The organism is Myceligenerans crystallogenes (assembly GCF_039529775.1).
Taxonomy (GTDB): Bacteria; Actinomycetota; Actinomycetes; order Actinomycetales; family Cellulomonadaceae; genus Myceligenerans; species Myceligenerans crystallogenes.
Window position 1 is genome coordinate 1 of record NZ_BAAANL010000001.1, and the last position, 25,454, is coordinate 25,454.

Sequence of the window (25,454 nt, forward strand, 5' to 3'; positions counted from 1 at the left end):
CCACCGTTCCCGGCGCCGGAACCGCCCGCGCGGCCCGTGCCGCCGGTGGCTCCACCGGTACCGCCCGCGCGCCCGGAACCGCCGCCGCGCCGCCGGCCGCGGCCGCCGCCCTGGCCGCCGGACCGCGCCGTCGTCGTCGCGCCCGAACCCTGGCCCTGTTCCGGGCTCGCGGTCCGCACCGGCTCCACGAACTCGGCGATCTCGCCGACCAGCGCCGTCACCGTGGCGTCCCCGGGGACGACGTCGCGCGGCTGCGCGGTGATCTTCGCCTTGCGGGTCAGCAGCTTCATGTCGCCGTGCTGCTCGGGCAGCATCACCGTGACGACGTCGCCGCCGGACCCGGCCCGTGCCGTGCGGCCGGAGCGGTGCAGGTAGGCCTTGTGCTCGGCGGGCGGGTCGACGTGCACGACGAGCTCGACGTCGTCCACGTGGATGCCGCGCGCGGCGATGTCCGTGGCGACCAGCACCCGCACCTCGCCCGAGCTGAACGCCGCCAGGTTGCGCTCGCGCGCGCCCTGCCCGAGGTTGCCGTGCAGGTCGACGGCGGGCACGCCCGACGTCGTCAGCTGCTTCGCGAGCTTCTTCGCCTGGTGCTTGGTCCGCGTGAACAGGACGCGGCGGCCCGTGCCGCTCGCGAGCTGCTGCACCACGAGCTTCTTCGCGTCCTTGTCGGCGACGGCGAGGATGTGGTGCGTCATCTGCGGGGGCGGCGCGGCGGCGTCGTCCACGGAGTGCGTGACGGGGCTCTTGAGGTACCGCTTGACCAGCACGTCGACGCCGTTGTCCAGCGTCGCGGAGAACAGCAGCCGCTGCCCGTCGCGCGGCGTGCGGTCCATGATGCGCTTGACGCCCGGGAGGAAGCCGAGGTCGGCCATGTGGTCGGCCTCGTCGAGCACCGTCACCTCGATCGCGTCGAGGCTGAGCACGCCCTGCCCGAGCAGGTCCTCGAGGCGCCCGGGGCACGCGACGACGACGTCGACCCCGCCGCGCAGCGCCTGCACCTGGCGGCTCTGCGCGACGCCGCCGAAGATCGTCGTCGTGCGCAGGCCCATGACCTGGGCCACGGGCGCGAGGGTCGCGTCGATCTGGTTGGCCAGCTCACGCGTCGGGCAGAGGATCAGCGCGCGCGGGCGCCTGTTGCCCGACGCCGCCGGGCGGGCGGCCAGGCGCGTCACGACCGGGAGCGCGAACGCCAGGGTCTTGCCGGAACCCGTCCGGCCGCGGCCGAGGACGTCCTTGCCGGCCAGCGAGTCGGGGACCGAGGCGGCCTGGATGGGGAAGGGTTCGATGATGCCGCGGTCGGCGAGCGAACGCACGACGGGGGCAGGAAGGCCGAGGTCGGCAAAGGTAGTCACGGGTGCGTGGCCTCTCAGGGGGGCTCGAAGCGTTGATCCGCCGCGCACCGCCGCCCGGGGACCCGGGCGACCTCCACGACGCCGGGCGCGCGGGATCGCGCTGCCCTCGATGGGAAAGTCTCTCACGGTCTTGTGGTTCCATGGCCCGCATGACCGACTTCTTCGCCGAGGCGGGACGGGTGCTGGGCACGATCTGGACCGCGGCGATCACGCCTGTCGACACCCCGGGTTCCCTGCTGATCCTGAGCATGTGCGGGTTCTCGCTGGTGGTGGTGCTGTTCCGGCCGACCTGGCGGATCACGCGGCACGTGATCACCATCGCGCACGAGGCGGCGCACGGCCTGGCCGCGTTGCTGACCGGCCGGAAACTGGAGGGGATCCGGTTGCACTCGGACACCTCCGGGCTGACGGTCTCGCGCGGGCGGCCCCGGGGGTTCGGCATGATCCTCACCGCGTTCGCCGGCTACGTGGGGCCGGGCCTCATCGGGCTCGGGGCGGCCTGGCTGCTGCGCGAGGGCTACGCGGTCGGGCTGCTGTGGCTGCTCGTGCTGCTGCTGGCGCTGCTGCTGGTGCAGATCAGGAACCTGTTCGGGCTGTGGTCGATCCTGGTGAGCGGGGCCGCCCTCGTGTTCGTGTCGTGGTGGCTGCCCGCCGAGGCGCAGATGGGCGCGGCCTACGCGGTCACGTGGTTCCTGCTGTTCGGGGCGGTACGGCCCGTGCTGGAGCTGCAGGTGCAGCGGGCGCGCGGCCGGGCGGCGTCGTCGGACGCCGATCAGCTCGCGGGGCTCACGGGCGTGCCGGGCGTGGTGTGGGTGCTGCTCTTCCTGGTGGTGACCGGCGGTTCCGTGGTGCTGGGCGGTACCTGGATCCTCGCCGCGGGCTGAGCACGCCGCCTGCGGCAGGAAGGACGCCGGGGCAGCGGCCGCGAGCTGCGGCGCACCACCCCGGCGTCGGTGCGAACCCTCCTGGTTCGCGGACGACTGCGGTCAGGCCTCCGCCTGGACCAGGACGAAGCCCGGTCCCTCGACGTCGGGCTGCACGTCCAGCGTGAGCTCGTCGAGGGCGGCCGCGGCCGCCTGGTCGACGAAGACGTGCGAGGTCTCGGACCGAGCTACTACCTCGTCCTGGGCCTCAGGTGCCTGGACCAGCACGAGTTCGAAGTTGCCCGGCTGGCCCGCGGCCTCCGCGATGCGAAGGCCTCCCTCGGCCGGAACCTCGTTCGCCTGAACGAGGCCCTCGACCGCTGTGCGGGCGTTGTCGGTCACGGTGAGCACTGGTGGCTCCTCTCGTCGGTTCTCGTGACGAGCACCACCGAATCAAGGTGTGAGCCCGATCGCAAGCGCGAAACGCACGGCGGACACATCTGCGTGCGGAACCCGCGAGATCCGCCGGCGGGACGAGTGGCGCGCTGTCCGGGCCCCGTCCGCGGCACGGGTAGGGTGAAATCCGCAGCCGGTTCCGGGTTCACCTGGGTAGGCTGTGTGCTCGTGTGCCGCGGGCACACGCCGCGCCGGCACCCCGGCGCGGGCCTCTAGCTCAATTGGCAGAGCTGCGGACTTTTAATCCGTAGGTTCCGGGTTCGAGCCCCGGGGGGCCCACCACCGAGTACCCGGACGGGACCTGCGGATCAAAAGTCCGCGGGATCAGCCCGCCAGCGGGCGCAGCAGCCAGGTGACGAGCGCCGCGACCAGGGCCGCCGCCGGGATGGTCAGGATCCAGGCCGTCGCGATGTTGCCTGCCACGCCCCAGCGCACCGCCGACAGCCGGTGCGTCGCGCCGGCGCCCATGATCGCGCTGGTGATGGTGTGCGTCGTCGACACCGGCGCGTGCAGCACGAAGGCGTTGGCGTAGAGCACCACCGCCGACACCGACTCGGCGACGAACCCGCGCGCCGGGTCCAGCTCGATGATCCTGCGGCCGAGCGTGCGCATGATGCGCCAGCCGCCGGCGTAGGTCCCGGCGGAGATGGCCGCGGCGGCCGCCAGCTTGACCCAGAGGGGGATCCCGTCCGCGGGGTCGGCCCAGCCGGCCGCGAGCAGCGCGAGGAAGATCACGCCCATCGTCTTCTGCGCGTCCTGCAGGCCGTGCCCGAGCGCCATCGCGGCCGCCGAGACGGTCTGCGCGAGCCGGAACCGCCGCGCGGTCCTCCCGGGCGCCGCCTTGGCGAAGGCCCACAGCACGCCGATCATCACCACGAACGCGAGCCCGAAGCCCACCAGCGGCGAGATCACCATGGGCAGCACGACCTTGTCGACGATCTCGCCCCAGTGCACCGCGATCCCGCCGGCGAGGCCGGCGCCCACGAGCCCGCCGATCAACGCGTGCGTGGACGACGACGGCAGCCCGAACCACCAGGTGACCAGGTTCCAGGCGATGGCCCCGACCAGGGCGCCCAGGACGACGACGAGCTCGGCGCTCGTGGACGCGCCCTCGAGGTTCACGATCGACGTCGCGATCGTCTCGGCGACGGCGGTGCCCAGCAGGGCGCCGAGGAAGTTCATGACCGCGGCCATGGCGAGGGCGACACCGGGCGTCAGCGCCCGGGTGGAAACCGATGTCGCGATCGCGTTGGCGGCGTCGTGGAACCCGTTGGTCCAGTCGAACGCGAGCGCGAGCGCGACCACGAGGACGACGAGGGCGGCCTCCACCTCAGGACTCCTTGAGCGCGATCGTCTCGACCGTGTTCGCTACCTTCTCGAAGCTGTCGGCGGCGTCCTCCAGGACATCCACGATCTCCTTGAGCTTCATGAGCAGGATCGGGTCCGAGACGTCGTCGAACAGGTGGGCGATGAGCAGCCGGTGCTGCTTGTCCGCCTCGTTCTCCAGGCGGTTCACCTCGACCCAGTAGTCGACGAGCTTGCCCATGGTGCGCAGCTTCGGCATGGCGTCGGCGGTCAGCTCGGCGCACCGGTGCAGCACCTGGACCTGGTCGGAGACGCGGCGCGGGAGCTCGCCGACCTTGTACAGGACGATCAGGTCCGCGGCCTCCTCCATGGCGTCCATGCAGTCGTCGAGGGCGGAGGTGAGGGCGTAGATGTCGTCCCGCTCGAAGGGCGTGACGAAGGTCTGGTTGAGGCGGCGCATGATCTCGTGCGCGACCTCGTCCGCGAGGTGCTCGATGTCGCGGAGCTCGCCCGCCAGCTTCTCGCGGCCCTCCCGGTCCGCCCCGAGCAGTTCCGCCAGGAGCGACGCTCCTGTCACCAGGTGCTGCGCCAAGGTGCCCAGCAGATCGAAGAACGTCGTGTCCCGCGGAGTGAGGCGAAGACGCACTAGTGGCTCCAGGTAAGAGGCGAGTCGGAACGCCATCAGCGTAGATCCGTTTGGATGAGAATCGCCAACCAGTCGTTACTTCTTGACATGTTCGTGACACACGCGCCGTTGCGTGTGAACGCCGGTGGAACGGTCGTCGGCCAGGACGGTGCGACAGGTCGGACGTGTAGGCGACGCCGAGCCGGGAGCGCCTCTCGGCGCGGGGCCGCTCGTAGCGGCTGAAGATGGAGCCCGGGGCTACCGCGGCCCGGCGTCGCCGCAGACCATCTTAGCCGTGATCCGCGCGATTCCAAGGGGGTGCCCGGGTGACGGACCCCACGCCGTCCCGGGGACGCGGCCACCCGGTCCGCCGCGGCCCGGCCCGGACTAGTACAGCGGCGGCGCGACCTTCTCCACCGCCACCACCTGCGGGCCGTCCGGCGTCGCGGCGACGTGCGCCACCAGGACGGTCCCCGGGTTCAGGTAGGGGTCCTGCGCGGGCAGCGCGGCGGCGACCTCCGGCGGGGAGTGCTCGGCGAGCACCTCCATGACGGTCGGCATGACGGGCCGGTGCGTGCACAGCACCGCGGACTCGTCGGTGTCCGAGAGCAGGTCGCGCATCGCGGCCGCCACCCGGGACGGCGAGTGCTCGTGGCGCGCCTCGGTGAGGTACTCGCTGAACGCCGGCCGGAGCCCGGCCGCTCGCACGTAGGGGTCGATCGTCGTCGCGCAGCGCTCCCAGCGGGAGCTGATCACGTGCTCGACGCCGTAGGAGGCCAGGACGGGCACCAGGGCCGCCGCGTGGGCGTGCCCGACGGGCGTCAGCGGCCGGTCCCGCTCCGACCCGTGCCAGCGCGTCCTGGCGAGCGCTTGCCCGTGCCGCGCGATCACCACGGCGCGGGTGACGAGCAGCCCGGCGTCGTCGGCCGCGACCAGCGCCTCGAGCGGCCGCCGGTCGGCGGCCCGGGTCAGCCGGGCGGCGGCGTCGTCGGCCCCGAGCCAGGCGGCGCGGTCGATCTCCCGCCGGTCGACGGGCGCCACCGGCGGCCGCGCGACGAGTGCGTACGTGTCGTGGCCCTTGCGCGTGCGGCGTCCCGCCCAGTAGCGCACGCGCTTCACGCGCCCCTCCGGGGTGAGGTAGCGCAGGCCCGGGAGCGGGCGGCCGAGCACGATCGGCCTGCCGGTCTCCTCGGCCACCTCACGCATGGCGGCGGCCTGCGACGTCTCGCCGTCGTCCAGTTTTCCCTTGGGCCAGGACCAGTCGTCGTACCGCGGGCGGTGCACGAGCTGCACCTGCAGCTCACCGGCTCGCCTGCGCCAGACGAGCGCGCCCGCGCTCTCGAGCGCCGACGGGTGTGCCGGGGACGCCGGGTCCGGGCCGTGCGCGGTCGTCACCGCGCCGGCTCGCCCCGGCGTCGCTGGCGCTGGATCAGCACCGACTGCATGTCGCGCAGCGGTTCGCCGGACGGGTCGGTGGCATGGCGCTCCCACGAGGCGTCGGGAGCGAGGTGCCAGGACGACGTCGAATCGGCCATCGACGTGTCCAGCAGCTCGGTGAGCTCGATGACGTGCAGCGGGTCCGTCACGCGGATCAGCGTCTCCACCCGCCGGTCCAGGTTGCGGTGCATGAGGTCCGCGGAGCCGATGAACACTTCCGGGCCCGCCTGCGGGCCCTCGCCGATCGCGGGGCCGGACGAGTTGGCGAACGCGAAGATCCGCGAGTGCTCCAGGAACCGGCCCAGGATCGAGCGCACGCGGATGTTCTCGCTCAGCCCGGGAACGCCCGGCCGCAGCGCGCAGATCCCGCGGATCAGCAGGTCCACCCGGACCCCGGCCTGCGAGGCCCGGTACAGCGCGTCGATGATGGTCTCGTCGACGATCGAGTTCACCTTGATCTTGACCCACGCCTCGTGCCCGGAGCGGGCGGCCGCGGTCTCGCGCTCGATCCGCTCCAGCAGGCCCGCGCGCACCGCGCGCGGCGCGACCAGCAGCCGGTGGAACCGCGACAGCGGCGCGTAGCCGGAGAGCTGGTTGAAGAGGCGGCTCAGGTCCTGCCCGATGTCCTGGGAACAGGTCAGCAGGCCGTGGTCCGTGTACAGGCGCGCCGTCTTGGGGTGGTAGTTGCCGGTGCCGACGTGGCAGTACCGCAGCAGCGAGCCGTCGGACTCCTCGCGCACCACGAGCGAGAGCTTGCAGTGCGTCTTGAGGCCCACGATCCCGTACACGACGTGCACGCCCGACTCCTCGAGCTTGCGCGCCCAGGAGATGTTGGCCTCCTCGTCGAACCGCGCCTTGATCTCGACGAGCGCGAGCACCTGCTTGCCCGCCTCGGCGGCGTCGATCAGGGCGTCCACGATCGGGGAGTCGCCCGAGGTGCGGTACAGCGTCTGCTTGATCGCCAGGACGTGCGGGTCCGCGGCGGCCTGCTCCAGGAAGGTCTGCACCGACGTCGAGAACGAGTCGTACGGGTGGTGCAGCAGGATGTCGCGGCGCCGCATCGCGGCGAAGATGTCGGTGGGCTTGGCGCTCTCCACCTCGGCCAGGTGCCGGTGCGTGCCCGCCACGAACGGCGGGAAGTGCAGCGTGGGCAGGTCGAGGTCGGCGACCAGGTTCAGGCCGGTCAGGTCGAGCGGCGCCGGGAGCTCGTACACCTCGGACTCGCGCACGCCCAGCTCCCGCACGATCAGGTCGCGGATGCGCGGGCTGATCCCCTCGGCGATCTCGAGGCGCACCGGCGGGCCGAACCGGCGGCGCAGCAGCTCCTTCTCCATTGCAGCCAGCAGGTTCTCGGCGTCGTCCTCCTCGACGTCCACGTCCTCGTTGCGGGTGACGCGGAACGTGTGGCTCTCGCGGACCTCCATGCCCGGGAAGAGCTGGTCGAGGTGCTGGGCGATGATCTCCTCGAGCGGCACGAACGAGATCGGCCCGCGCTGCGGGTCGGCCTTCTTGGTCCCGGGCTTGCGCGGCTTGCCCTGCTTGTCGACGGTGACGAACCGCGGCAGCAGCGGCGGCACCTTCACCCGCGCGAAGTGCTCCTTGCCCGTGGCGGGGTTCACGACCACCACGGCCAGGTTCAGCGACAGGCCGCTGATGTAGGGGAAGGGGTGCGCCGGGTCGACGGCGAGCGGCGTGAGGACCGGGAAGATCTGCCGGCGGAAGAACTTGTGCAGGCGCTCCTGCTCCCGCTCGTCCAGCTCGTCCCAGTGCGACAGCGTGATGCCCTCGTTGGCCAGCGCGGGGCGGACCTTGTCGGAGAAGGTGTGGGCGTGCCGTGCGGCCAGCTCGTGGGCGCGCTCGGCGATCACGGTGAGCACCTCGCGCGGGCTCAGGCCGGACGCGCTGGTCACCGCGAGCCCGGCGGCGATGCGGCGCTTCAGGCCCGCCACGCGGACCATGAAGAACTCGTCCAGGTTGGAGGCGAAGATCGCCAGGAACCGGACGCGCTCCAGCAGGGGCAGGTTCGGGTCCTCGGCCAGCTCCAGCACGCGTTCGTTGAAGGCGAGCCAGGAGCTCTCGCGCTCGAGGAAGCGGTCCTCGGGCAGCTCGACCGCCGCCTCGAGCGTGGCGGCGGCGATCCGCGCCGTCCCGTCCGGGTCCTCGGCGATGTGCTCGGCGATGTGGGCCGCGAGCTCCGGCGTGAGCGGGCGCGACGACGTCGACGCCGGGGTCACGCCGTCCCGCGGCCCCTCGAACGGTGCGGGATCGTGCCGGACGACGTCGTTGGGGCGGGCCGCCTGCGTGGTCACGCTCGCGGGGGTGCCGTCCGTGGCCGGGGCCGTCGCCGAGGTCCTGGACGCGCCGGACCGGCTGGACCCGCCGGGCTCGGCGGACTCCGTGGACTCCGCGGACGAAGGCTTGACGAACCTGCCCCGTTCGTCCCGGGCGCGAGTGGAACTCATGCCCTTATGTTGTCACGGCTTGAAGTACTGGACGTGCCGCGCGTCCTGCGTGAACCCTGCCCGGCGGTAGGTGGCGATCGCGGGCGCGTTGTCCCCCTCGACGTAGAGCACGGCACGCCTGGCGCCCGCCCGCGCGAGGTGCGCCAGGCCGACATCGGTCATCAGCCGCCCGAGGCCCTTGCCCTGGGCGTCCGGGTCCACGCCGACCACGTAGATCTCGCCGTCGCGGGTCTCCGGGCGCGGGGAGTTCTCGATCTTGGTCCAGATGAAGGCGGCGGGCCCGGCCGGGCCGTCCGCCGTCGTGCCGTCGTCGTCGAACAGCAGGTAGAAGCCTGCCGGGTCGAACCACGGCTCGGCCTGGCGGGCGCGCAGGTCGTCGAGGGTGAACCGGCCCTGTTCCGGGTGGCTCGCGAAGGCGCGGGCGTTGAGGCGGAGCCAGGCGTCGTCGTCGGCGCCGGGCCGGAAGGTGCGCAGGGTGTACCCGTCGGGGACGACGACGTCGCCCGGCGCCGCGACCTCGGCCTCCCCGGAGGCCGGGGCGGAGCCGTCCGGTCCGAGCGGGCGCGCCAGGAACCGCAGTTCGCGCACGGGGGAGTAGCCGAGGGCCGCCGCCAGCTCCCTGGCCGCGGGAAGGTCGCCGCGCGCCCACACCCGCAGGTGCTGGCCGCCGGGTTCGCCGGAGCGCAGGGGGAGCGTCACGTCCAGCTCGGCGGCGCGTAGCAGGCGCCGCGCGATCCCCTGCCGCCGGTACCGTGGGTGCACGACGAGCTCGGCGGACGCCACCGGGCCGGACCGGTCCACCTGGAGGTACCCGGCCACGACGTCGTCGGGCACCGTGCCGCCGGGCCCGGCGCCGCCGGACGTGTCTTCGCCGGACGGGCCGCCGGAGCCCTCCGGGCGCACGCGCGCGACGACGTGCGTGAGCCACGCCTCGTCCCGCGCGAGGTTCAGCAGCGGCTGTTCGGACAGCGGGACGACGCCGTCGGTCCCGGCGGCCGCGGCGGCGACGTTGCGGACGTCATGGCGTGCGGCGGAAGTCAGCGGCCCGATCTCGATGCGTGGCGACACGACAGTCATTCTGCCTGCTGCCCGGCGAGGCAGGGACGCCGGGACGGCGCGTCGCGCACCGTCCCGGCGTCCCGTGGCTCAGTCCTCCTGGGCCGCCGGTGCCTTGAGGCCCGCGGCGATCTTGTCCATCACGGTCGAGTCCGCCAGCGTCGTGGCGTCGCCGACCTGGCGGTCCTCCGCGATGTCGCGCAGCAGGCGGCGCATGATCTTGCCCGAGCGGGTCTTGGGGAGCTCCGGCACGACGAGGATCCGCTTCGGCTTCGCGATCGGGCCGATCTCCTTGGCCACGTGGTTGCGCAACTCGGTCTGCACGGCGGCAGCGCCGTCGTCGGACGACGCGCGGTCCGCGTGCTCGCCGCGCAGAATGACGAACGCGACCACGGCCTGGCCGGTGGTCTCGTCGGCGGCGCCGACGACGGCGGCCTCCGCCACGATCTCGTTGGACACCAGGGCCGACTCGATCTCCGTCGTGGAGAGCCGGTGGCCGGAGACGTTCATGACGTCGTCCACCCGGCCGAGCAGCCAGATGTCGCCGTCCTCGTCCTTCTTGGCGCCGTCGCCGGCGAAGTACAGGCCCTCGTAGCGCGACCAGTACGTCTCCTGGTAGCGCTCCAGGTCACCCCAGATGCCGCGGAGCATCGACGGCCACGGCTCGGTGAGGACCAGGTAGCCGCCCGAGCCGTTCGGGACCGCGCGCGCCTCGTCGTCGACCACCTCGGCGGAGATGCCCGGCAGCGCGACCTGCGCCGAGCCGGGCTTGGTCGCCGTGACGCCCGGCAGCGGGCTGATCATGATGGCGCCGGTCTCCGTCTGCCACCAGGTGTCGACGATCGGCACGGACCCGCCGCCGATGTGCTCGCGGTACCACATCCACGCCTCGGGGTTGATGGGTTCGCCCACCGAGCCGAGCACGCGCAGCGAGGACAGGTCGAACGACGCCGGGATGTCGTCGCCCCACTTCATGCAGGCACGGATCGCCGTCGGCGCCGTGTAGAAGATGGTCACGGAGTACTTCTGGACGAGCTCCCACCAGCGGCCCTTGTGCGGGGTGTCCGGCGTGCCCTCGTAGAGCACCTGGGTGGCGCCGTTCGTGAGCGGGCCGTAGACGATGTAGGAGTGGCCGGTGACCCAGCCGATGTCGGCCGTGCACCAGTACACGTCCGACTCGGGCTTGAGGTCGAACACGTATCTGTGGGTGTACGCGGCCTGCGTGAGGTAGCCGCCGGTGGTGTGCAGGATGCCCTTGGGCTTCCCCGTGGTGCCCGACGTGTACAGGATGAACAGCGGGTGCTCGGCCTCGACCCAGACGGGCTCGTGCTGGTCGGAGGCGGAGTCGACGATGTCGTGCCACCACACGTCGCGGCCCTCGGTCCAGGCGACCTCCTGCTCGGTGCGGCGCACCACGAGCACGTGCTCGACGGTGGTCGCGGGCGCGCCCTCCTTCGGGGCGAGCGCCTCGTCGACGGCCGGCTTGAGGGCGGACGCGCCGCCCTTGCGGTAGCCGCCGTCGGCCGTGACGACGACCTTGGCCCCGGCGTCGGCGATGCGGCTGCGCAGGGCGTCGGCGGAGAACCCGCCGAACACGACGGAGTGCGGCGCACCGATGCGCGCGCACGCGAGCATCGCGACGACCGACTCGACCAGCATCGGCAGGTAGACGACGACGCGGTCGCCGCTGGTCACGCCGAGCGCGGTCAGGGCGTTCGCCGCCCTGGAGACCTCGCGCTGCAGCTCCGCGTACGTGACCGTGCGGGTGTCGCCGGGCTCGCCCTCGAAGTGGAACGCCACGCGGTCGCCGTGGCCCGCCTCGACGTGGCGGTCGACGGCGTTGTAGGCGGCGTTCAGCTTCCCGTCCGCGAACCAGCGGGCGACCGGGGCGCCCGACCAGTCCAGGGTCTCGGTGAACGGCGTCTGCCAGGTGATCAGGTCGTTGGCCTGCTGCGCCCAGAAGCCGAGGCGATCCGCCTGCGCCGCCGCGTAGAGATCGGCCCCGGCGTTGGCCTGGGCGGCGAACTCCGCGCTCGGGGGGAACGCACGGGTCTCGTGCAGCAGGTTCTCGAGGCTCGGGCTGGAGCTGCCTCCCGGCTGGGCGGCCGGGGTGGTGGGCTGAGTTTCTGTCACGATCGGACCTCCGGTGCGCATCGTTGCGTGCTGCTCAGGCGATGTATTTGTTAGGACTCCTGGCAGACGCCAGAATGCCACAGGAGTTGCGTATCACATACCGGGGCTCCGGCGGGAGCGGCTGCGCGCATTCGGATGGTCAGCGGATCGTGAAAGGCGTGCCACGGGCCCCGGTCGAGTCGATTCGACCGGGGCCCGTAAGCGAGCCGCCGCCAGCGATGCGAGACCTCGTCCCCCACGAGCACGACATCAGGGAGGTTCCTCAGCCGGATGCCGCTCTCGCCTCGTGGTGCTGTGTGTCCCATGACACAGCATTAGGGGAGTGTGTGCAACTGGGGCTCGCGGCATGTCATGGATGAATTTTATCGACATTCGCCTGTAGCGAATGAAATGCGTTGCCGCGCGATGGCGTCGGAGGTCGTTCGTGCTGGTCACGGTATGGCGACGATCCGCCGGATCGCCCAACTGAAACCGCGTCCGGTCCGTCTGTTCGTACGGAGACCTCGAACGCAGCCCGGCACCGCCGCGGGGCGCCATGACCAGGAAAGCGTGGGAACGATGAGCAACAGCGTGGCTCGTAAGGCCGCCCTCGGGACGCTCGGCGCGGTGGCGCTCGCGGCGACCCTGTTCACGCCGGGCAGTCAGGCGCAGGAGCGCCCGGAGGGCGAGGGGACGACGACGCCGTCGTCCGCCACGGGAGCCTCGCCGGGTGCCGCCGAGCTGAGGCTCGCCGAGGAGAAGGCGGCGCTGCTGCAGGCGGCCCTGGAGGAACGCGCCGCCGAGCGGGCGGCCGAGGAGCGGCGGGCCGCCGAGCGCAGGGCGGCCAAGGAGCGGGCCGCCGAACGGCGGGCGGCCGAGGAGGCGGCGCGCGAGGCGGCGCGCCTGGCCGAGATCACCCTCGGCGAGCAGGGCGAGCACGTGGCGCGGATGCAGGAGCGGCTGCGGCGGCTCGGCTACCAGATCAGCTCCGTGGACGGCGCGTACGGGGGCGAGACCTGGCAGGCCGTGCTCGCGCTGCAGAAGGTCGCCGGCCTGGGCCGGGACGCCGTCGCGGGCCCCGCCACGCTCAAGGCGCTGGAGAACGGCGTCGTCCCGGTGTCGCGGTACGGCGGTACCGGGATCGAGGTCGACCTCACCCGGCAGGTCCTGCTGGTGGTGGAGAACGGCAGGGTGATCCGCACGATCAACGCGTCGTCGGGCAACGGCGAGCGCTACGAGGCGCGGGGCAACTGGTACGTCGCGAGCACGCCGGCCGGCTCGTTCGGCGTCTACAAGCAGATCGACGGGTACCGCGAGTCCTCGCTCGACCTGGGCAGCATGTACCGGCCCAAGTACTTCACCGGCGGGATCGCCGTGCACGGTTCGCCGTCGATCCCCGGCTACCCGGCGTCGCACGGCTGCGTGCGCGTGTCGAACGCGGCGATGGACTGGATCTGGGCGTGGGGCGCCGGCCCCGGGACCCCGGTGCACGTCTACCACTGACGGCCGGGCCCGGCACGGGCGCTAGGCGGCCCGGGCGTGCGGATAGGCCGGGTCGCGGTCCTGAAAGCTCAGGATGTTCGGGTTCTGCACGACGCCGTCGCGGATCTCGATCGCGCGGGAGACCGCGAGACTCGTGGCCCACGCGGCGGGTCCTTCCAGGACCGTGCGCAGGAACGGCAGGAGGGCCTCGCTGATCTCCCACGTCGCCGAGTTCCACAGGTACGAGGGGCTGTGGTCGACGGCGTAGTAGTCGAGGCCGGGGCCCACCGTGAACATCGGTTCGTCGAACGTGGTGGGCCGGGCCCACTCGAAACCCATCCCCTCGTCGCACGAGACGTCGACGATCAGGCCCCCCGACGCGAATCGCCCCAGGTCCTGGGTCCTCAGGTAGGTCAGCGGCGCGGCGACGTCCTGCAGCGTGCAGTTGACGACGATGTCGTGCGAGGCCAGGAAATCCGGGAGCAGGACGTCGCCGGCCGGGGTGAGGACCGTGCTGAGGTGGGTCGGGCCCTCGCCCGTGTGGAGCTGGGCGATGTGCGCGGTGTGGATCGGGGCGCCGACCGCCGCGACGCCACGCTGGGTGAGGACCTGGATGTCGTGGATCCCGTGCGCCTTGAGCGCGGTCACGGCACCCCTCGCCGTCGCGCCGAAGCCGATGACCACCGCGCTGAGCCGCGGCCCGTAGTCCCCGGTCGAGCCGACCAGGCTGAGCGCGTGCAGCACGGAGCAGTAGCCGGCCAGCTCGTTGTTCTTGTGGAACACGTGCAGGCTGAAGTCGCCCCGGCGGGTCCAGTGGTTCATCGCCTCGAAGGCGATGAGCGTGAGCCGGTTGTCGATCGCGGTCTGCGTCATCCCGGCGTCCTGCACGCAGTGCGGCCACCCCCACAGCACGCGGCCCGCCGGAATCGCCGCCATGTCCGCCGCCTGCGGTTTGGGCAGCAGCAGGACGTCGGCGGCCTCGAGCACCTCGGAGCGCTCCGCGACGCGTCCGACGCGCGCCCTCAGCTCGCCGGGTTCCAGCCCGAAGCCGGCGCCGTAGCCGCGCTCGACGATCATCCGCGCGCGGACGTCCGGGTCGATCCGGTCCAGGTGACGGGGGTGGATCGGCAGCCGCCGCTCGTTCTCCATCGAGGAGCCCGCGAGGAGCCCGAGCGTGAGCAGATCCTCGCCCGGCGCGGCGCCGGCCGGCGGAGGCGTGGGCGAAGGTGCCGGCACAGCGGAAGTACGGCGAGCGACGTCGGACATCGAGATCCCATCTCCGGGGAACCCAGGTCAGCTCCTGCCTCGACTGTACGCCGCTCCGCGGCCGGCGAAGTACGGGGTGCGGCTTCTCAGCCGCACGGCCGTGTGGCAGGATGATTCCTGAACGATCGGTCACTAATTCCGGTCGGGCCCGGACGACGACGTCGAGGAGTGCCATGGGGGACACCGCGGAACTCGGCCCGCTCCGCGTGGAGCGCTCGGCCGGCCGCGTCGTCGTCACCCTCGACCGGCCCGGCGCGCGGAACGCCGTCGACCGGGCGACCGTCGACGCGCTGCACGCGGTGTGCGCGGAGCTCGAGGCCGAGCCGCGCACCCTCGTCCTGGCCGGGGCGAACGGCGACTTCGCCGCCGGGGCCGACATCGCCGAACTGCTCGGACGCGGGGCCGACGACGCCCGGGCCGGCATCAACACCCGCTGCTTCGACCGGATCGCCGCGCTGCCGATGCCCGTGATCGCGGCCGTCGACGGGTATGCCCTGGGCGGCGGCGCGGAACTCGCGTATGCCGCCGACCTGCGGATCGGCACCCCGCGGATGCGCATCGGGAGCCTGGAGCCCACGCTCGGGATCATGCCGGCGGCCGGGGCGACCTGGCGGCTGCCCGCCGTCGTCGGCGCCACGCGGGCCGCCGAGCTGCTGCTGACCGCGCGGGTGCTCACCGGGGACGAGGCGCTGGCCTGGGGCCTCGTGACCGCCCTGCACGATCCCGCCGACCTCTTGCCCGCCGCGCACGAGCTGGCCGACCGCATCGCGCGGCTCGCCCCGGCCGCCGTCCGGCACACCAAGACCGCTCTGCGCGCCCGGCCGGACCAGCATCCCGGGCTCGAGCTGGACCTTCAGGCAGAGTTGTTCGAGAGCGAGGAGAAGCGCTCGCGCATGCGGGCGTTCCTGGACCGCAAGGGGCACCCCGCGGCGTCGGCGAAAGGCGCGGCGCAGGGTGCGGACCGGGGAACGAGTCCCGCGCCCGGAGCGGAACCCGAGGGAACGACGCGGTCAGAACGGCCGCAGACCGAGGAGAACCGATGACGAACACCGTGCCCGTGCTGCCCTCCTACGTCCGCGACGGCTGGTGGACCCCCGCCGATGACGCGGCCGCGGCAGGCGGTGCCGCCACCGAGACGCCCGAGCCCCGGGCCGTCGTCGTCCACGACGCGTCCACCGGCGAGCCGGTGGTTCGCGTGTCCGCCGACGGCCTCGACCTCGCCGCCGTCCTCGACCACGCGCGCGACGTCGGCCAGAAGTCGCTCGGCGACCTGACGATCCACGAGCGCGCCGTGCTGCTCAAGCGGATGGCGCTGGAGCTCACCGCGCACAAGGACGCGCTCCACGAGGTGTCCGCGCGCACGGGCGCGACGCGCCGGGACGCGGCGTTCGACGTCGACGGCGGCATCGGCGTGCTGTTCACCTACTCGTCCAAGGGGCGGCGCGAGCTGCCGAACGCGAACCTCGTCCTGGACGGGCCGCCGGAGCTCCTGTCGAAGGACGGGTCGTTCCTGGGGCGGCACGTGTACACGCGGCTGCCGGGGGTGGCGGTGCAGGTCAACGCGTTCAACTTCCCCGTGTGGGGGCCGCTGGAGAAGTTCGCCCCCGCGTTCCTGGCGGGCGTGCCGACGGTCGTCAAGCCCGCTACGCCGACCGCGTACCTCACGGAGGCGTGGGTGCGGATCCTCGTCGACGCCGGGCTGCTCCCGGACGGATCGCTGCAGCTCGTGTCCGGGAGCGCGCGGGATCTGCTGGGTCAGCTGCGGTTCGGCGACGTCGTCGCCTTCACCGGCAGCGCCGACACGGCGCGCCGGCTGCGCGGCGCCGTCGCCGAGGGCGTGCGGTTCACCGCCGAGGCCGACTCGATCAACGCGAGCGTGCTCGGGCCCGACGGCGTGCCGGGGTCCGTCGAGTTCGACGCCTACGTCAGGCAGCTGGTCACCGAGATGACGGTGAAGGCCGGGCAGAAGTGCACCGCGATCCGGCGGGCGATCGTGCCCGAGGGGCTGGTGGACGACGTCGTCGCCGCCGTCCGGCAGCGGCTCGACGAGAAGGTGGTGCTCGGGGACCCGCGCGTCGAGGGCGTGACGGTGGGGCCGCTCGCGTCCGCGGAGCAGCGGGAGGAGCTGCACCGGCAGGTGGAGAAGCTGATCGGCGCGGGCGGGCGGATCGTGGCCGGGCCGGAGGACTTCACGGCCGGGCCCGAGGTGGTGCGCGGCGACGGTTCCGTGGGCGGGGCCGAGGGCGGCGCCTTCGCCGCGCCGCTGCTGGTGCGGTTCGACGACGCGGACGCCGCGGCGCTGCACGACGTGGAGGCCTTCGGGCCCGTCGCGAGCGTGGTGGGGTACCGGGACGTGCACCATGCCGCCGAACTGGTGGTCCGGGGCGGCGGATCGCTGGTGACGTCGGTCGCGACGAGCGATCCCGGGGTCGCAGCGGCGCTCTTCGCGCGCCTGTGCGCGGCGAACGGGCGCGTCCTCTTCCTCGACCGGGACGACGCGCGGACCTCGACCGGGCACGGTTCGCCGGTGCCGCACCTGGTGCACGGCGGGCCGGGGCGCGCCGGCGGCGGCGAGGAGCTCGGCGGCATGCGGGCCGTGCACCACTACATGCAGCGCACCGCGATCCAGGGGTCACCGCGGATGCTCACCGAGCTCACCGGGGTGTGGCACACGGGGGCGCCGGTGCGCAGCGCCGACGGCACCTCCGGGAGCGGCCCGGCGGGCGTCGTCGTCCATCCCTTCCGGAAGTCCCTGGCGGAACTGCGGATCGGCGACCAGGTGGTCGGCGGGCCGCGCGAGGTGACGCTCCAGGACATCGAGCACTTCGCGGAGTTCACGGGCGACACGTTCTACGCCCACATGGACGAGGCGGCGGCCGCGGCCAACCCCTTCTTCCCGGGCCGCGTGGCGCACGGCTACCTGCTGGTGTCGTTCGCGGCGGGCCTCTTCGTGGACCCCGCCCCGGGCCCGGTCCTGGCGAACTACGGCCTGGAGCACCTGCGCTTCCTGACCCCGGTCTCCCCGGGCGACGCGATCACGGTCACCCTCACGGCCAAGCAGATCATCCCCCGCGAGACCGACGACCACGGCGAGGTCCACTGGGACGCGCGGCTCACCAACCAGAACGACGAGGTGGTGGCCACCTACGACGTCCTGACGCTGGTCGCGAAGAGGTAGGCCGGACCGGCGAGCCGTACCGGTGACCAGACGGCGCGGGCCCGCTAGGTTGCGGGGCATGTGGGACGGACCGGAAGAAGAGCACTCTGCCGTGCGCCGCGCCGCCGAGGTCCTGGACAGGTTCAACGCGCGGCATCCGTGGAACCACAACGACCACTTCCACGGCTGGATCCTGCGTCGGCTGCCGTTCCGGCCCGCCGGTCACCACCTGCGCGTCCTTGACGTCGGGTGCGGCGAGGGTGAACTCGTCGCCCGGCTGCGAGGGCGCAGCGCCGTCGTCGTCGGGATCGACGACGACGCCGGGATGGCGCAGGCATCCGCCGCCCGTTTCGCGGGCGACACCGGCGTCCGCATCGAGCACCTGGACTTCATGGAGGTCACGGAGATGTTCGACGTCGTGACGATGGTGGCGTCCCTGCATCACATGCCGCTGGAGGACGCACTGCTGCGTGCCTCGCGACTGCTCACGCCGGGCGGGCGGCTGCTCGTCGTGGGCCTAGCGCGGGCGGGCAGCTCCCGGGAGTTCGCCGTGGACACGGTCTCGGCCCTGGCGAATCCCCTGATGGGCCTCGCCAAGCACCCGCGGCCGGTGACATCACGAGATCAGGAGGCGGCGCCGGCCGACGATCCCGGGATGCCGGTCCACGACCCGGCCGAGACATACGGCGAGGTCGCGGCCACCGCAGCACGCGTCCTCGCCGGCTCCCGGTTCCGTCAACGACTCTGGTTCCGCTACACCTTGGAATGGACGAAGCCGGTCGGATGACCGAAGGCGCGATCAGACGTGACCGTCCATGTGGTTCATCCACGCATCGACGTAGCCCTCGACATCCGCGTTCAGCACACGCAAAGAAGGCGATGGGCGACTCGATCCGGAGCGGTCAGATCCGCCCCGTGGACATGAAGGACCTGAAGAGCGCGCTCAAGGAGGTCCGGCCGAGCACGACGGCGTGGCTGCAGTCGGCGCGGAACGTCGTCACGTTCGCGAACAAGGACGGGATGTACGACGACCTGGCGGCCTATCTGAAGGCGCGCAAGATGCTCTGACCGGTGATCAGGGTGTGCGGAGGCCGTCCAGGGTGAGGGCGACGACGTCGTCGGCGAGGCTTTGCGCGGATTCGCGGCCGCCCGGGCGGTACCACTCGACGATCGAGTTGATCATGCCGAACAGGAGGCGCTCGGCGACGCGGGCGTCGATGTCGGAGCGGAGCTCGCCGGAGTGCTGGGCCGCTTCGATCAGGGCCCTGACCTGCCTGTCGAAGGCGCGGCGGCGGGCCAGCGCGGATCGCTCGGTCTCGGTGTTCCCCCGGACGCGGAGCAGGAGCGTCACGTAGGGGAGGCGCTCCACGAGGACGTGCACCGCCTCGCGGAGCACGTGCTCCAGCTGGGCGAGCTCGCCGCGGGGCGTGCTGCGCCCGGCGTCGTCGCCGGCCGGGACGAGTGCCGCCTCCAGGGAGTCGAGCGCCTCGTCGAGGGCCGCCGCGAGGATCTGCTCCTTGCTCGGGAAATGGTGGTAGATCGCGGACTTCGACAGGCCCAGCCGGTCCGCGAGGAGGGCGATCGAGGTGGCGTCGTAGCCGCGCTCGATGAAGGTCGCCACGGCGACGTCGAGGATCCCCTGCCGGTCGTATCCCGGCCGCCCACGCCGCCCCGCCCCGGCGACACTCTGCTGAACCATGCCCACAGTCTCTCAATGTCGCGTCCGCGATCCGTCGCACTTCGGGCCCGGTGAGCGCGGCGGATCGCCGGACCGGATTGCTTTACTGACCGAACGATCGGTTGGTAATGTGACGGGAACAGGCGACGAGGCCGAGGAGTCATGACGATGTCCAGCACGCAGGGCGGCACGGGGCAGGAAGCAGCGGTCGATCCGGAGGGTCAGGCCGCCTTCGACGCGATCATCGACGCCGACGGGCGCATCGAGCCCCGCGACTGGATGCCCGACGCCTACCGCCGCACGCTCGTGCGCCAGATCTCCCAGCACGCGCACTCCGAGATCATCGGCATGCAGCCCGAGGCCAACTGGATCACCCGGGCCCCGAGCCTGAGACGCAAGGCGATCCTCATGGCCAAGGTCCAGGACGAGGCGGGCCACGGCCTCTACCTCTACTCCGCCGCGCAGACGCTCGGCACGTCGCGCGACACCATGCTGAACCAGCTCAACACCGGCAAGGCCCGGTATTCCTCGATCTTCAACTACCCCACGCCCACCTGGGCCGACGTCGGCGCGATCGGCTGGCTCGTGGACGGCGCCGCGATCTGCAACCAGGTGCCGCTGTGCCGCGCGTCGTACGGCCCGTACGCCCGGGCCATGATCCGGATCTGCAAGGAGGAGTCGTTCCACCAGCGGCAGGGCTTCGAGATCCTGCTGACCCTCGCGCGCGGCACGGGCGAGCAGCGCGCGATGGCGCAGGACGCCGTCGACCGCTGGTACTGGCCGTCCCTGATGATGTTCGGCCCGCCCGACGGCGACTCCCCGAACTCCGCCCGCTCCATGGCCTGGAAGATCAAGCGGTTCAGCAACGACGACCTCCGCGCGCGCTTCGTCGGCATGCTGGTGCCGCAGGCCGAGGCGCTGGGGCTGAGTCTCCCGGACCCGGATCTCCGGTACGACGACGCCGCCGGGCGCTGGATCACCGGCGAGATCGACTGGACCGAGTTCCAGGAGGTCCTGGCCGGGCGCGGCCCGATGAACGCCGAGCGACTGCGGCGCCGCAACGAGGCGCACGACGACGGCGCCTGGGTCCGCGAGGCCGCGGCGGAGTACGCGCGCAAGCAGGCGATGTCCGACGGCGGCCCGGGCGCCGGGCCTCACGGCGGCGCACCCGCCCGCACCGACGCACCCGCCACGGAACCGCGCGCGCAGCGCGCCGTCGTCGGACAGGAAGGAGAGGCCGCCGCATGACCACGCCCGGGAACGACGCCGAGGAGATCTGGCCGCTGTGGGAGGTGTTCGTGCGGGCGAACCGCGGGTTGTCGCACGTGCACGCGGGGTCCCTGCACGCGCCCGACGCCGCCATGGCCGTGCGCAACGCGCGCGACCTCTACACACGGCGCGGCGAGGGGGTCTCGATCTGGGTGGTGCCGTCCGACGCGATCACCACGAGCGATCCCGGCGTGCGCGACGCCTGGTTCGAGAGCCCGGCCGGGAAGAACTACCGGCACGCGTCGTACTACACGCAGGCCGAGGGGGTGCCGCACCTGTGAGCGGTACGGAGTGGTCCCCGGAGGCAGGGTCTGCGGCGGCGGCCGGGCACCGGGCGGGCGCAGCGCCCGCCCTGCCCGCCGCGCACCGGCCCGAGCACGTCGCCCGCGACGACCTGCACGGGAAGGTCGCCGTCGCGGCGGAAGCCCTCGACCCGGAGCTCGTCACCGTCGACGGGCCCGCCGCCACGGCCGACGTCGCCGAGTACGCGCTGTGGCTCGGCGACGACGCGCTCGTGCTGGCGCAGCGGCTCGGCGCCTGGATCTCGCGCGCGCCCGAGCTGGAGGAGGACGTGGCGCTCGCGAACATCGGGCTGGACCTGCTGGGACACGCGCGGTCGCTGCTGCGGCACGCCGGGACTGCTGACGCGACGAAGGAACGGCAGCGAACAGGAACCGCCGGGCGCGGCGAGGACTCCCTGGCCTACTGGCGCGACGAGCCGGAGTTCCGGTCCTGCTGGCTCGTGGAGCAGCCGAACGGGGACTTCGCGCGGACGATCGCGCGGCAGCTGCTGGCGGCGGCGTACCAGGTGGAGCTGTACGGGCGGCTGACGGCGTCGTCGGAGCCCACGCTCGCGGCGATCGCCGCGAAGGCGGTGCGCGAGGTGGACTACCACCGGGACCATGCCGTGCAGTGGACGGTGCGGCTCGCGGGCGGGACCCGCGAGTCGCGGCGGCGGATGACCGACGGGCTGGCGGCCGTGTGGCCGTACCTGGACGAGCTGTTCCGGGACGAGCCGCTGATCGGGCGGCTGGGGGACGCTGGCGCCGGCGGGGTGGCGGTGCCGCCGTCGTCGCTGCGGGAGCCGGTGACGGCGGTGCTGCGAGGGGTCCTCGGCGCGGCGGGGCTGGAGGAGCCGGACGTGGTGCCTGCCGCGGGTGGCGGGCGTTCGGGGAGCCACTCCGAGCACCTGGGATATCTGCTGGCCGAGATGCAGTGGCTGGCCCGGCGGCATCCGGGGGCGACGTGGTGACGGGCGCGGGATTCGCCGTGCGGCCGGCCCGCGCAGGCGTGGCCGACACGGTCGTGGCCGGGGCGGTCGGGCCCGTGGCGGGGGAGTCGCCGCGCCGGCGGGCCTGGGCGGCCGCGGCCGCCGTCGTCGATCCCGAGGTTCCCGTGCTGACGATCGCCGATCTCGGGGTGCTGCGGTCCGTCGAGGTGTCCGACGACGGCGCCGTGCGCGTCGCGATCACGCCGACCTACTCCGGCTGTCCCGCCGTGGAGACGATCCGGGACGACGTCGTGGACGCGTTGCGCCGGGAGGGTTTCGCCGAGGTGCGGGTCGACCTGGTGCTCTCGCCCGCGTGGACGACCGACGGGATCAGCGAGGACGGCAGGCGCAAGCTGCGCGAGTACGGGATCGCACCGCCGACCGGGCGATCCCGCTTCGGCGAGGCGAGGCCCCGGGGGCCGGTGCCGGTGGAGATCTCCGTGCCGTGCCCGCGCTGCGGATCGCTCGACACGCGGGAGCTCAGCCGGTTCGGGTCGACCGCGTGCAAGGCGCTGTACGAGTGCCGGGCCTGTTCCGAACCCTTCGACCACTTCAAGGTGCACTGATGGGTGAGAGCGTGATCGACCGGACGCCTGACGGCACGGGACGGGCGGCCGGTGGCTCGGTGCGGCCTGGTTCCGGCGACCCGGCCGGCGGTGGTGCCGAGCGCGCGGGGGCCGCCCGGCGTCGTCGTGCGCGATTCCATGCCTTGACCGTGGCCGGCGTGCGGCCGCTGACCGACCGGTCGGTCGAGGTGGTGCTCGCGGTTCCGGACGAGCTGCGCGGCGAGTACGACTACCTGCCGGGGCAGAACGTCGCGTTGCGGGCCGAGATCGGCGGGCGGGAGGTGCGGCGGAGCTATTCGCTGTGCCGGGCGCCGTCGTCCGCCGGGAACGACGTGATCGCCGTGGCGATCAAGCGGGACGAGGGCGGGCTGTTCTCGGTGTGGGCGAACGAGCAGCTCACGCCGGGGATGCGGCTCGACGTGATGACCCCGCAGGGGACGTTCACCACGGAGCTGGCGGGGCTGGACGGGAAGCATCTCGCGGCCGTCGCGGCCGGGTCCGGGATCACGCCGGTCATGGCGCTGGCGCGGACGGTGCTGGAGAGGTCGGCGACCGCGAGGTTCAGCCTGGTGTTCGCGAACCGGGCGGCGTCGGACGTGATGTTCCTCGGCGAGCTCGCCGACCTCAAGGACCGGTTCCCGGCGCGGTTCGCGCTGCATCACGTGCTGACCAGGGAGAAGCGCACCGTTCCGGTGCTGTCGGGGCGGCTCGACGCCGGGCGGCTGGACGTCCTGCTGGAGCGCGTGGTGCGGGCGCGCGGGGTCGACGAGTGGTTTCTCTGCGGGCCGCTCGGGCTGGTCCGGGAGTGCCAGGCGGCGCTGGCGCGGGCGGGCGTGGAGGCCGCGCGGGTGCGGTTCGAGCTGTTCACCACGGACGCGGAGGCGGGGCCGGACGGGCGAGGAGATCTGCCGGCGGACGGCGGGGCGGAACCCGGTGGACGTCCCGGTGACGCGCCTGCTGGGCGCGTCGACGAGCCGGGTGGCGGGGCCGCCGCCGCGGCGCGCGGCGCGGTGCGCGAGATCGCCGTCGAGTGCGTGGTCGAGGTGACGCTGGACGGCGTGTCGTCGACCGTGGAGATCGCGGAGGACTCGGGCGATGTGATTCTCGACGCCGCGCTGCGGGCCCGGCCGGACGCGCCGTACTCGTGCGCCAACGGCGTGTGCGGCACGTGCCGGGCGCGGCTCGTGTCGGGGTCGGTCGAGATGCGGGAGAACTACGCGCTCGAACCCGAGGAGATCGCCGCGGGGTACGTGCTGACCTGCCAGTCGCGTCCGACGTCGGATCGTGTGACGGTCGACTACGACGTGTGAGACACCGCCGACGAGATCGTGGAGCCGAGGAGGCCGGGATGATCAGGATGTCCGTGGACGACGACGTCGCCGAGGTGGTCCTCGACGCGCCCGCGCGGCTCAACGCGCTGGACGAGGCGGGGCTGGACGAGCTGTCCGACGCGCTGGTCACGGCCGAGGGCGCCGGCGTGCGGGCGCTGCTGCTGCGCGGCGAGGGCAAGGCGTTCTGCGCGGGGCGGGACATCTCCGGCGTCGACCCCGCGTCCGACGACGTGCTCGGGTTCCTGGCGGGCCGCGTCGAGCCGGTGCTGCGGCGGCTGGCGCGCTTTCCCGCGCCGACCTTCGCCGTGGGGCACGGCGCGTGCCTCGGCGTCGGGCTGGGGCTGCTCATCGCGTCCGACGTCGTCTACCTGGCCGACGACGCGAAGGTGGGCTCGCCGTTCGGGCGCCTGGGCGCCGTGCTGGACTCGGGCGGGCACGCGCTGTTCGTGGAGCGGCTGGGCGCGCACCGGACGCTGGACCTGATCTACACGAGCGACCTGATATCGGGGCGGGAGGCCGTGACGGCGGGGCTGTTCTCCCGGTCGTTCCCCGCGGACGAGGTGCTGGACGCGACCCGCGTGGCGGCGCGACGTGCGGCGGCCGGTCCGACCAGGGCATTCGTGGCGAGCAAGGAGATCGTGACCGCCATCCGGGAGCAGCGTCTCGGCCTGTGGGCCGCCGTCGAGCAGGAGAACCGGGCGCAGGCGGCCGTGCGGGACACCGCCGACTACCGCGAGGGCTTCGCCGCCTTCCAGCAGAAGCGCCCGCCGGAGTTCCACGGGAGGTAACCGTGGGAGGTCGTGCCGTCGGCCGTGGCGTGATGCTGCCGGGCGCGGGGCAGGGGCCGCGGCCGGTCAGGCCCGGCGGCGCCGGCGGTAGTGGCGGACGACGAAGAACGCCGCCACCGCGATCGCGACGGCGCCCACGACGGCCGCCGTCGGGAGCGGCTCGACGCGCGGTTTGAGCGCGACCGGGCGGGAGAACCGCAGGGCGCCCCAGCCGGACTCGGCCGCGCGGCGGCGCAGGGCCCGGTCCGGGTTGACCACGAAGGCGTGGCCGACGGCGCCGAGCATCGGCGCGTCCGTGATCGAGTCGGAGTAGGCGTAGCTCGCGGCGAGGTCGTAACCCTCGCGGGCCGCGAGGCCGCGGATGCCGGCCGCCTTGTTCTCGCCGTAGTTGTAGAAGTCGATCTCGCCCGTGTAGTGGTCGTCGGCCACCTCCATGCGGGTCGCGAGCACATGGTCCGCGCCGAGCACGGCGGCGATCGGCTCGACCACCTCGGCGCCCGACGCGGAGACGACGACGACGTCGTGGCCGAGCGCGTGATGGTCCTCGATCAGCTCGATCGCCTCGGCGTACACGTACGGGTCGATGAGTTCGTGGACGGTCTCCTCGACGATCTCGCGCACCTTGCGCACGTCCCAGCCCCTGACGAGGGAGCTGAGGTGCTCGCGCATGCGCTCGGTCTGGTCCTCGTCCGCGTTGCCGATGAGGAACAGGAAGTGCGCGTAGGCGCTGCGCAGCACGTCGGCGTGCTTGATCAGCCCGCCGGCGATGAACGGCTTCGAGAACGCCTGGGACGAGCTCGTGGCGATGATCGTCTTGTCCAGGTCGAAGAACGCCGCGGGTCGGGCGGTCGTCGGAACGCGGCCAGGGCGTGCCTTTTCGCTCACACGACGAGCGTAGCGGTGCTGTCCGATCTGACCGGTGCCTGCTCGCGGGTGGTTGCGGATTTCGCCCGGCGGGATGGGGCGGGCGGCTGGT

Annotated in this window: 23 protein-coding genes and 1 tRNA gene; 13 read left to right on the top strand and 11 right to left on the bottom strand. The window is 72.9% G+C overall.

Features of this window, described 5'->3' with window-relative positions; translation table 11 throughout:
- Positions 1-1,355 (bottom strand): DEAD/DEAH box helicase (locus tag ABD208_RS00005; protein WP_344098611.1); only part of this gene is annotated, 1,355 nt, incomplete at its 3' end.
- A gap of 140 nt (positions 1,356-1,495) precedes the next feature.
- Here ABD208_RS00005 and ABD208_RS00010 point away from each other — a divergent pair.
- Positions 1,496-2,239 carry a M50 family metallopeptidase gene (locus tag ABD208_RS00010; protein ID WP_425561045.1) on the top strand — a complete coding sequence of 248 codons (744 nt, stop codon included), beginning with the start codon at positions 1,496-1,498 and terminating at the stop codon, positions 2,237-2,239.
- A gap of 102 nt (positions 2,240-2,341) precedes the next feature.
- On the opposite strand, the gene ABD208_RS00015 is transcribed toward ABD208_RS00010, so the two are convergent.
- A complete protein-coding gene (locus tag ABD208_RS00015; RefSeq protein WP_344098613.1) occupies positions 2,342-2,629 on the bottom strand; it encodes an iron-sulfur cluster biosynthesis family protein in 288 nt (95 codons plus the stop codon).
- A gap of 251 nt (positions 2,630-2,880) precedes the next feature.
- Between ABD208_RS00015 and ABD208_RS00020 the strand changes: the two genes are divergently transcribed.
- Positions 2,881-2,956: transfer RNA gene (locus tag ABD208_RS00020), tRNA-Lys, on the top strand.
- Between the two features lie 42 nt (positions 2,957-2,998).
- Here the strand turns inward: ABD208_RS00020 and ABD208_RS00025 are convergent.
- The 6 genes from ABD208_RS00025 to acs all read right to left on the bottom strand — a co-directional run bounded on the left by ABD208_RS00025 (position 2,999) and on the right by acs (position 11,713).
- Positions 2,999-4,003: an inorganic phosphate transporter gene (locus ABD208_RS00025; protein ID WP_344098614.1), complete on the bottom strand. Its 1,005-nt coding sequence runs from the start codon at positions 4,001-4,003 to the stop codon at positions 2,999-3,001.
- Position 4,004: 1 nt separating this feature from the next.
- Positions 4,005-4,625 (bottom strand): DUF47 domain-containing protein, encoded by a 621-nt coding sequence (locus tag ABD208_RS00030; protein ID WP_344098615.1) that lies wholly within the window; start codon positions 4,623-4,625, stop codon positions 4,005-4,007.
- A gap of 366 nt (positions 4,626-4,991) precedes the next feature.
- On the bottom strand, positions 4,992-5,999 hold the full coding sequence (locus ABD208_RS00035) for an NUDIX hydrolase (protein WP_344098616.1): 1,008 nt from the start codon (positions 5,997-5,999) through the stop codon (positions 4,992-4,994).
- Positions 5,996-8,503 (bottom strand): RNA degradosome polyphosphate kinase, encoded by a 2,508-nt coding sequence (locus tag ABD208_RS00040; protein WP_344098617.1) that lies wholly within the window; start codon positions 8,501-8,503, stop codon positions 5,996-5,998. Before ABD208_RS00040 ends, ABD208_RS00035 begins: the two co-directional genes overlap by 4 nt.
- A gap of 12 nt (positions 8,504-8,515) precedes the next feature.
- Positions 8,516-9,580: a mycothiol synthase gene (mshD, locus tag ABD208_RS00045; protein ID WP_344098618.1), complete on the bottom strand. Its 1,065-nt coding sequence runs from the start codon at positions 9,578-9,580 to the stop codon at positions 8,516-8,518.
- A 69-nt stretch (positions 9,581-9,649) separates the two neighbouring features.
- The gene (gene acs, locus ABD208_RS00050; protein WP_425561046.1) at positions 9,650-11,713 is read right to left on the bottom strand and encodes an acetate--CoA ligase; all 2,064 of its coding nucleotides are present in this window, start codon (positions 11,711-11,713) and stop codon (positions 9,650-9,652) included.
- 537 nt (positions 11,714-12,250) lie between these two features.
- Here acs and ABD208_RS00055 point away from each other — a divergent pair.
- Positions 12,251-13,174, top strand: a complete 924-nt coding sequence (locus tag ABD208_RS00055; RefSeq protein ID WP_344098620.1) for a L,D-transpeptidase family protein — start codon at positions 12,251-12,253, stop codon at positions 13,172-13,174.
- 21 nt (positions 13,175-13,195) lie between these two features.
- Here the strand turns inward: ABD208_RS00055 and ABD208_RS00060 are convergent, their stop codons facing one another.
- Positions 13,196-14,302: a N(5)-(carboxyethyl)ornithine synthase gene (locus ABD208_RS00060; RefSeq protein ID WP_344099970.1), complete on the bottom strand. Its 1,107-nt coding sequence runs from the start codon at positions 14,300-14,302 to the stop codon at positions 13,196-13,198.
- A gap of 290 nt (positions 14,303-14,592) precedes the next feature.
- Between ABD208_RS00060 and ABD208_RS00065 the strand changes: the two genes are divergently transcribed.
- From ABD208_RS00065 to ABD208_RS00080, 4 genes are all read left to right on the top strand, one after another.
- On the top strand, positions 14,593-15,462 hold the full coding sequence (locus ABD208_RS00065; protein WP_344098621.1) for an enoyl-CoA hydratase/isomerase family protein: 870 nt from the start codon (positions 14,593-14,595) through the stop codon (positions 15,460-15,462).
- Positions 15,459-17,597 carry a phenylacetic acid degradation bifunctional protein PaaZ gene (gene paaZ / locus ABD208_RS00070; protein ID WP_344098622.1) on the top strand — a complete coding sequence of 713 codons (2,139 nt, stop codon included), beginning with the start codon at positions 15,459-15,461 and terminating at the stop codon, positions 17,595-17,597. The genes ABD208_RS00065 and paaZ overlap by 4 nt, the downstream gene beginning before the upstream one ends.
- A gap of 58 nt (positions 17,598-17,655) precedes the next feature.
- Positions 17,656-18,363 (top strand): class I SAM-dependent methyltransferase, encoded by a 708-nt coding sequence (locus ABD208_RS00075; RefSeq protein ID WP_344098623.1) that lies wholly within the window; start codon positions 17,656-17,658, stop codon positions 18,361-18,363.
- 92 nt (positions 18,364-18,455) lie between these two features.
- A complete protein-coding gene (locus ABD208_RS00080; protein WP_344098624.1) occupies positions 18,456-18,644 on the top strand; it encodes a hypothetical protein in 189 nt (62 codons plus the stop codon).
- Between the two features lie 7 nt (positions 18,645-18,651).
- Here ABD208_RS00080 and ABD208_RS00085 read toward each other — a convergent pair whose 3' ends face one another.
- The gene (locus ABD208_RS00085; RefSeq protein ID WP_344098625.1) at positions 18,652-19,275 is read right to left on the bottom strand and encodes a TetR/AcrR family transcriptional regulator; all 624 of its coding nucleotides are present in this window, start codon (positions 19,273-19,275) and stop codon (positions 18,652-18,654) included.
- A gap of 147 nt (positions 19,276-19,422) precedes the next feature.
- On the opposite strand from ABD208_RS00085, the gene paaA reads away from it, so the two are divergent.
- From paaA to ABD208_RS00115, 6 genes are all read left to right on the top strand, one after another.
- On the top strand, positions 19,423-20,502 hold the full coding sequence (gene paaA, locus ABD208_RS00090; RefSeq protein WP_425561047.1) for a 1,2-phenylacetyl-CoA epoxidase subunit PaaA: 1,080 nt from the start codon (positions 19,423-19,425) through the stop codon (positions 20,500-20,502).
- On the top strand, positions 20,499-20,804 hold the full coding sequence (gene paaB / locus ABD208_RS00095; protein WP_344098627.1) for a 1,2-phenylacetyl-CoA epoxidase subunit PaaB: 306 nt from the start codon (positions 20,499-20,501) through the stop codon (positions 20,802-20,804). Before paaA ends, paaB begins: the two co-directional genes overlap by 4 nt.
- Positions 20,805-20,917: 113 nt before the next feature.
- Positions 20,918-21,775 carry a 1,2-phenylacetyl-CoA epoxidase subunit PaaC gene (gene paaC, locus ABD208_RS00100; protein WP_344099972.1) on the top strand — a complete coding sequence of 286 codons (858 nt, stop codon included), beginning with the start codon at positions 20,918-20,920 and terminating at the stop codon, positions 21,773-21,775.
- Positions 21,776-21,813: 38 nt separating this feature from the next.
- A complete protein-coding gene (paaD, locus tag ABD208_RS00105; RefSeq protein WP_425561063.1) occupies positions 21,814-22,359 on the top strand; it encodes a 1,2-phenylacetyl-CoA epoxidase subunit PaaD in 546 nt (181 codons plus the stop codon).
- Entirely contained in the window at positions 22,359-23,669 is a 1,311-nt protein-coding gene (locus ABD208_RS00110) for a 2Fe-2S iron-sulfur cluster-binding protein (RefSeq protein ID WP_344098628.1), read from the top strand. The genes paaD and ABD208_RS00110 overlap by 1 nt, the downstream gene beginning before the upstream one ends.
- Positions 23,670-23,707: 38 nt before the next feature.
- The gene (locus tag ABD208_RS00115; protein ID WP_344098629.1) at positions 23,708-24,478 is read left to right on the top strand and encodes an enoyl-CoA hydratase/isomerase family protein; all 771 of its coding nucleotides are present in this window, start codon (positions 23,708-23,710) and stop codon (positions 24,476-24,478) included.
- A gap of 66 nt (positions 24,479-24,544) precedes the next feature.
- On the opposite strand, the gene ABD208_RS00120 is transcribed toward ABD208_RS00115, so the two are convergent.
- On the bottom strand, positions 24,545-25,363 hold the full coding sequence (locus tag ABD208_RS00120; RefSeq protein WP_344098630.1) for an HAD family hydrolase: 819 nt from the start codon (positions 25,361-25,363) through the stop codon (positions 24,545-24,547).
- Positions 25,364-25,454: the final 91 nt, after the last annotated feature.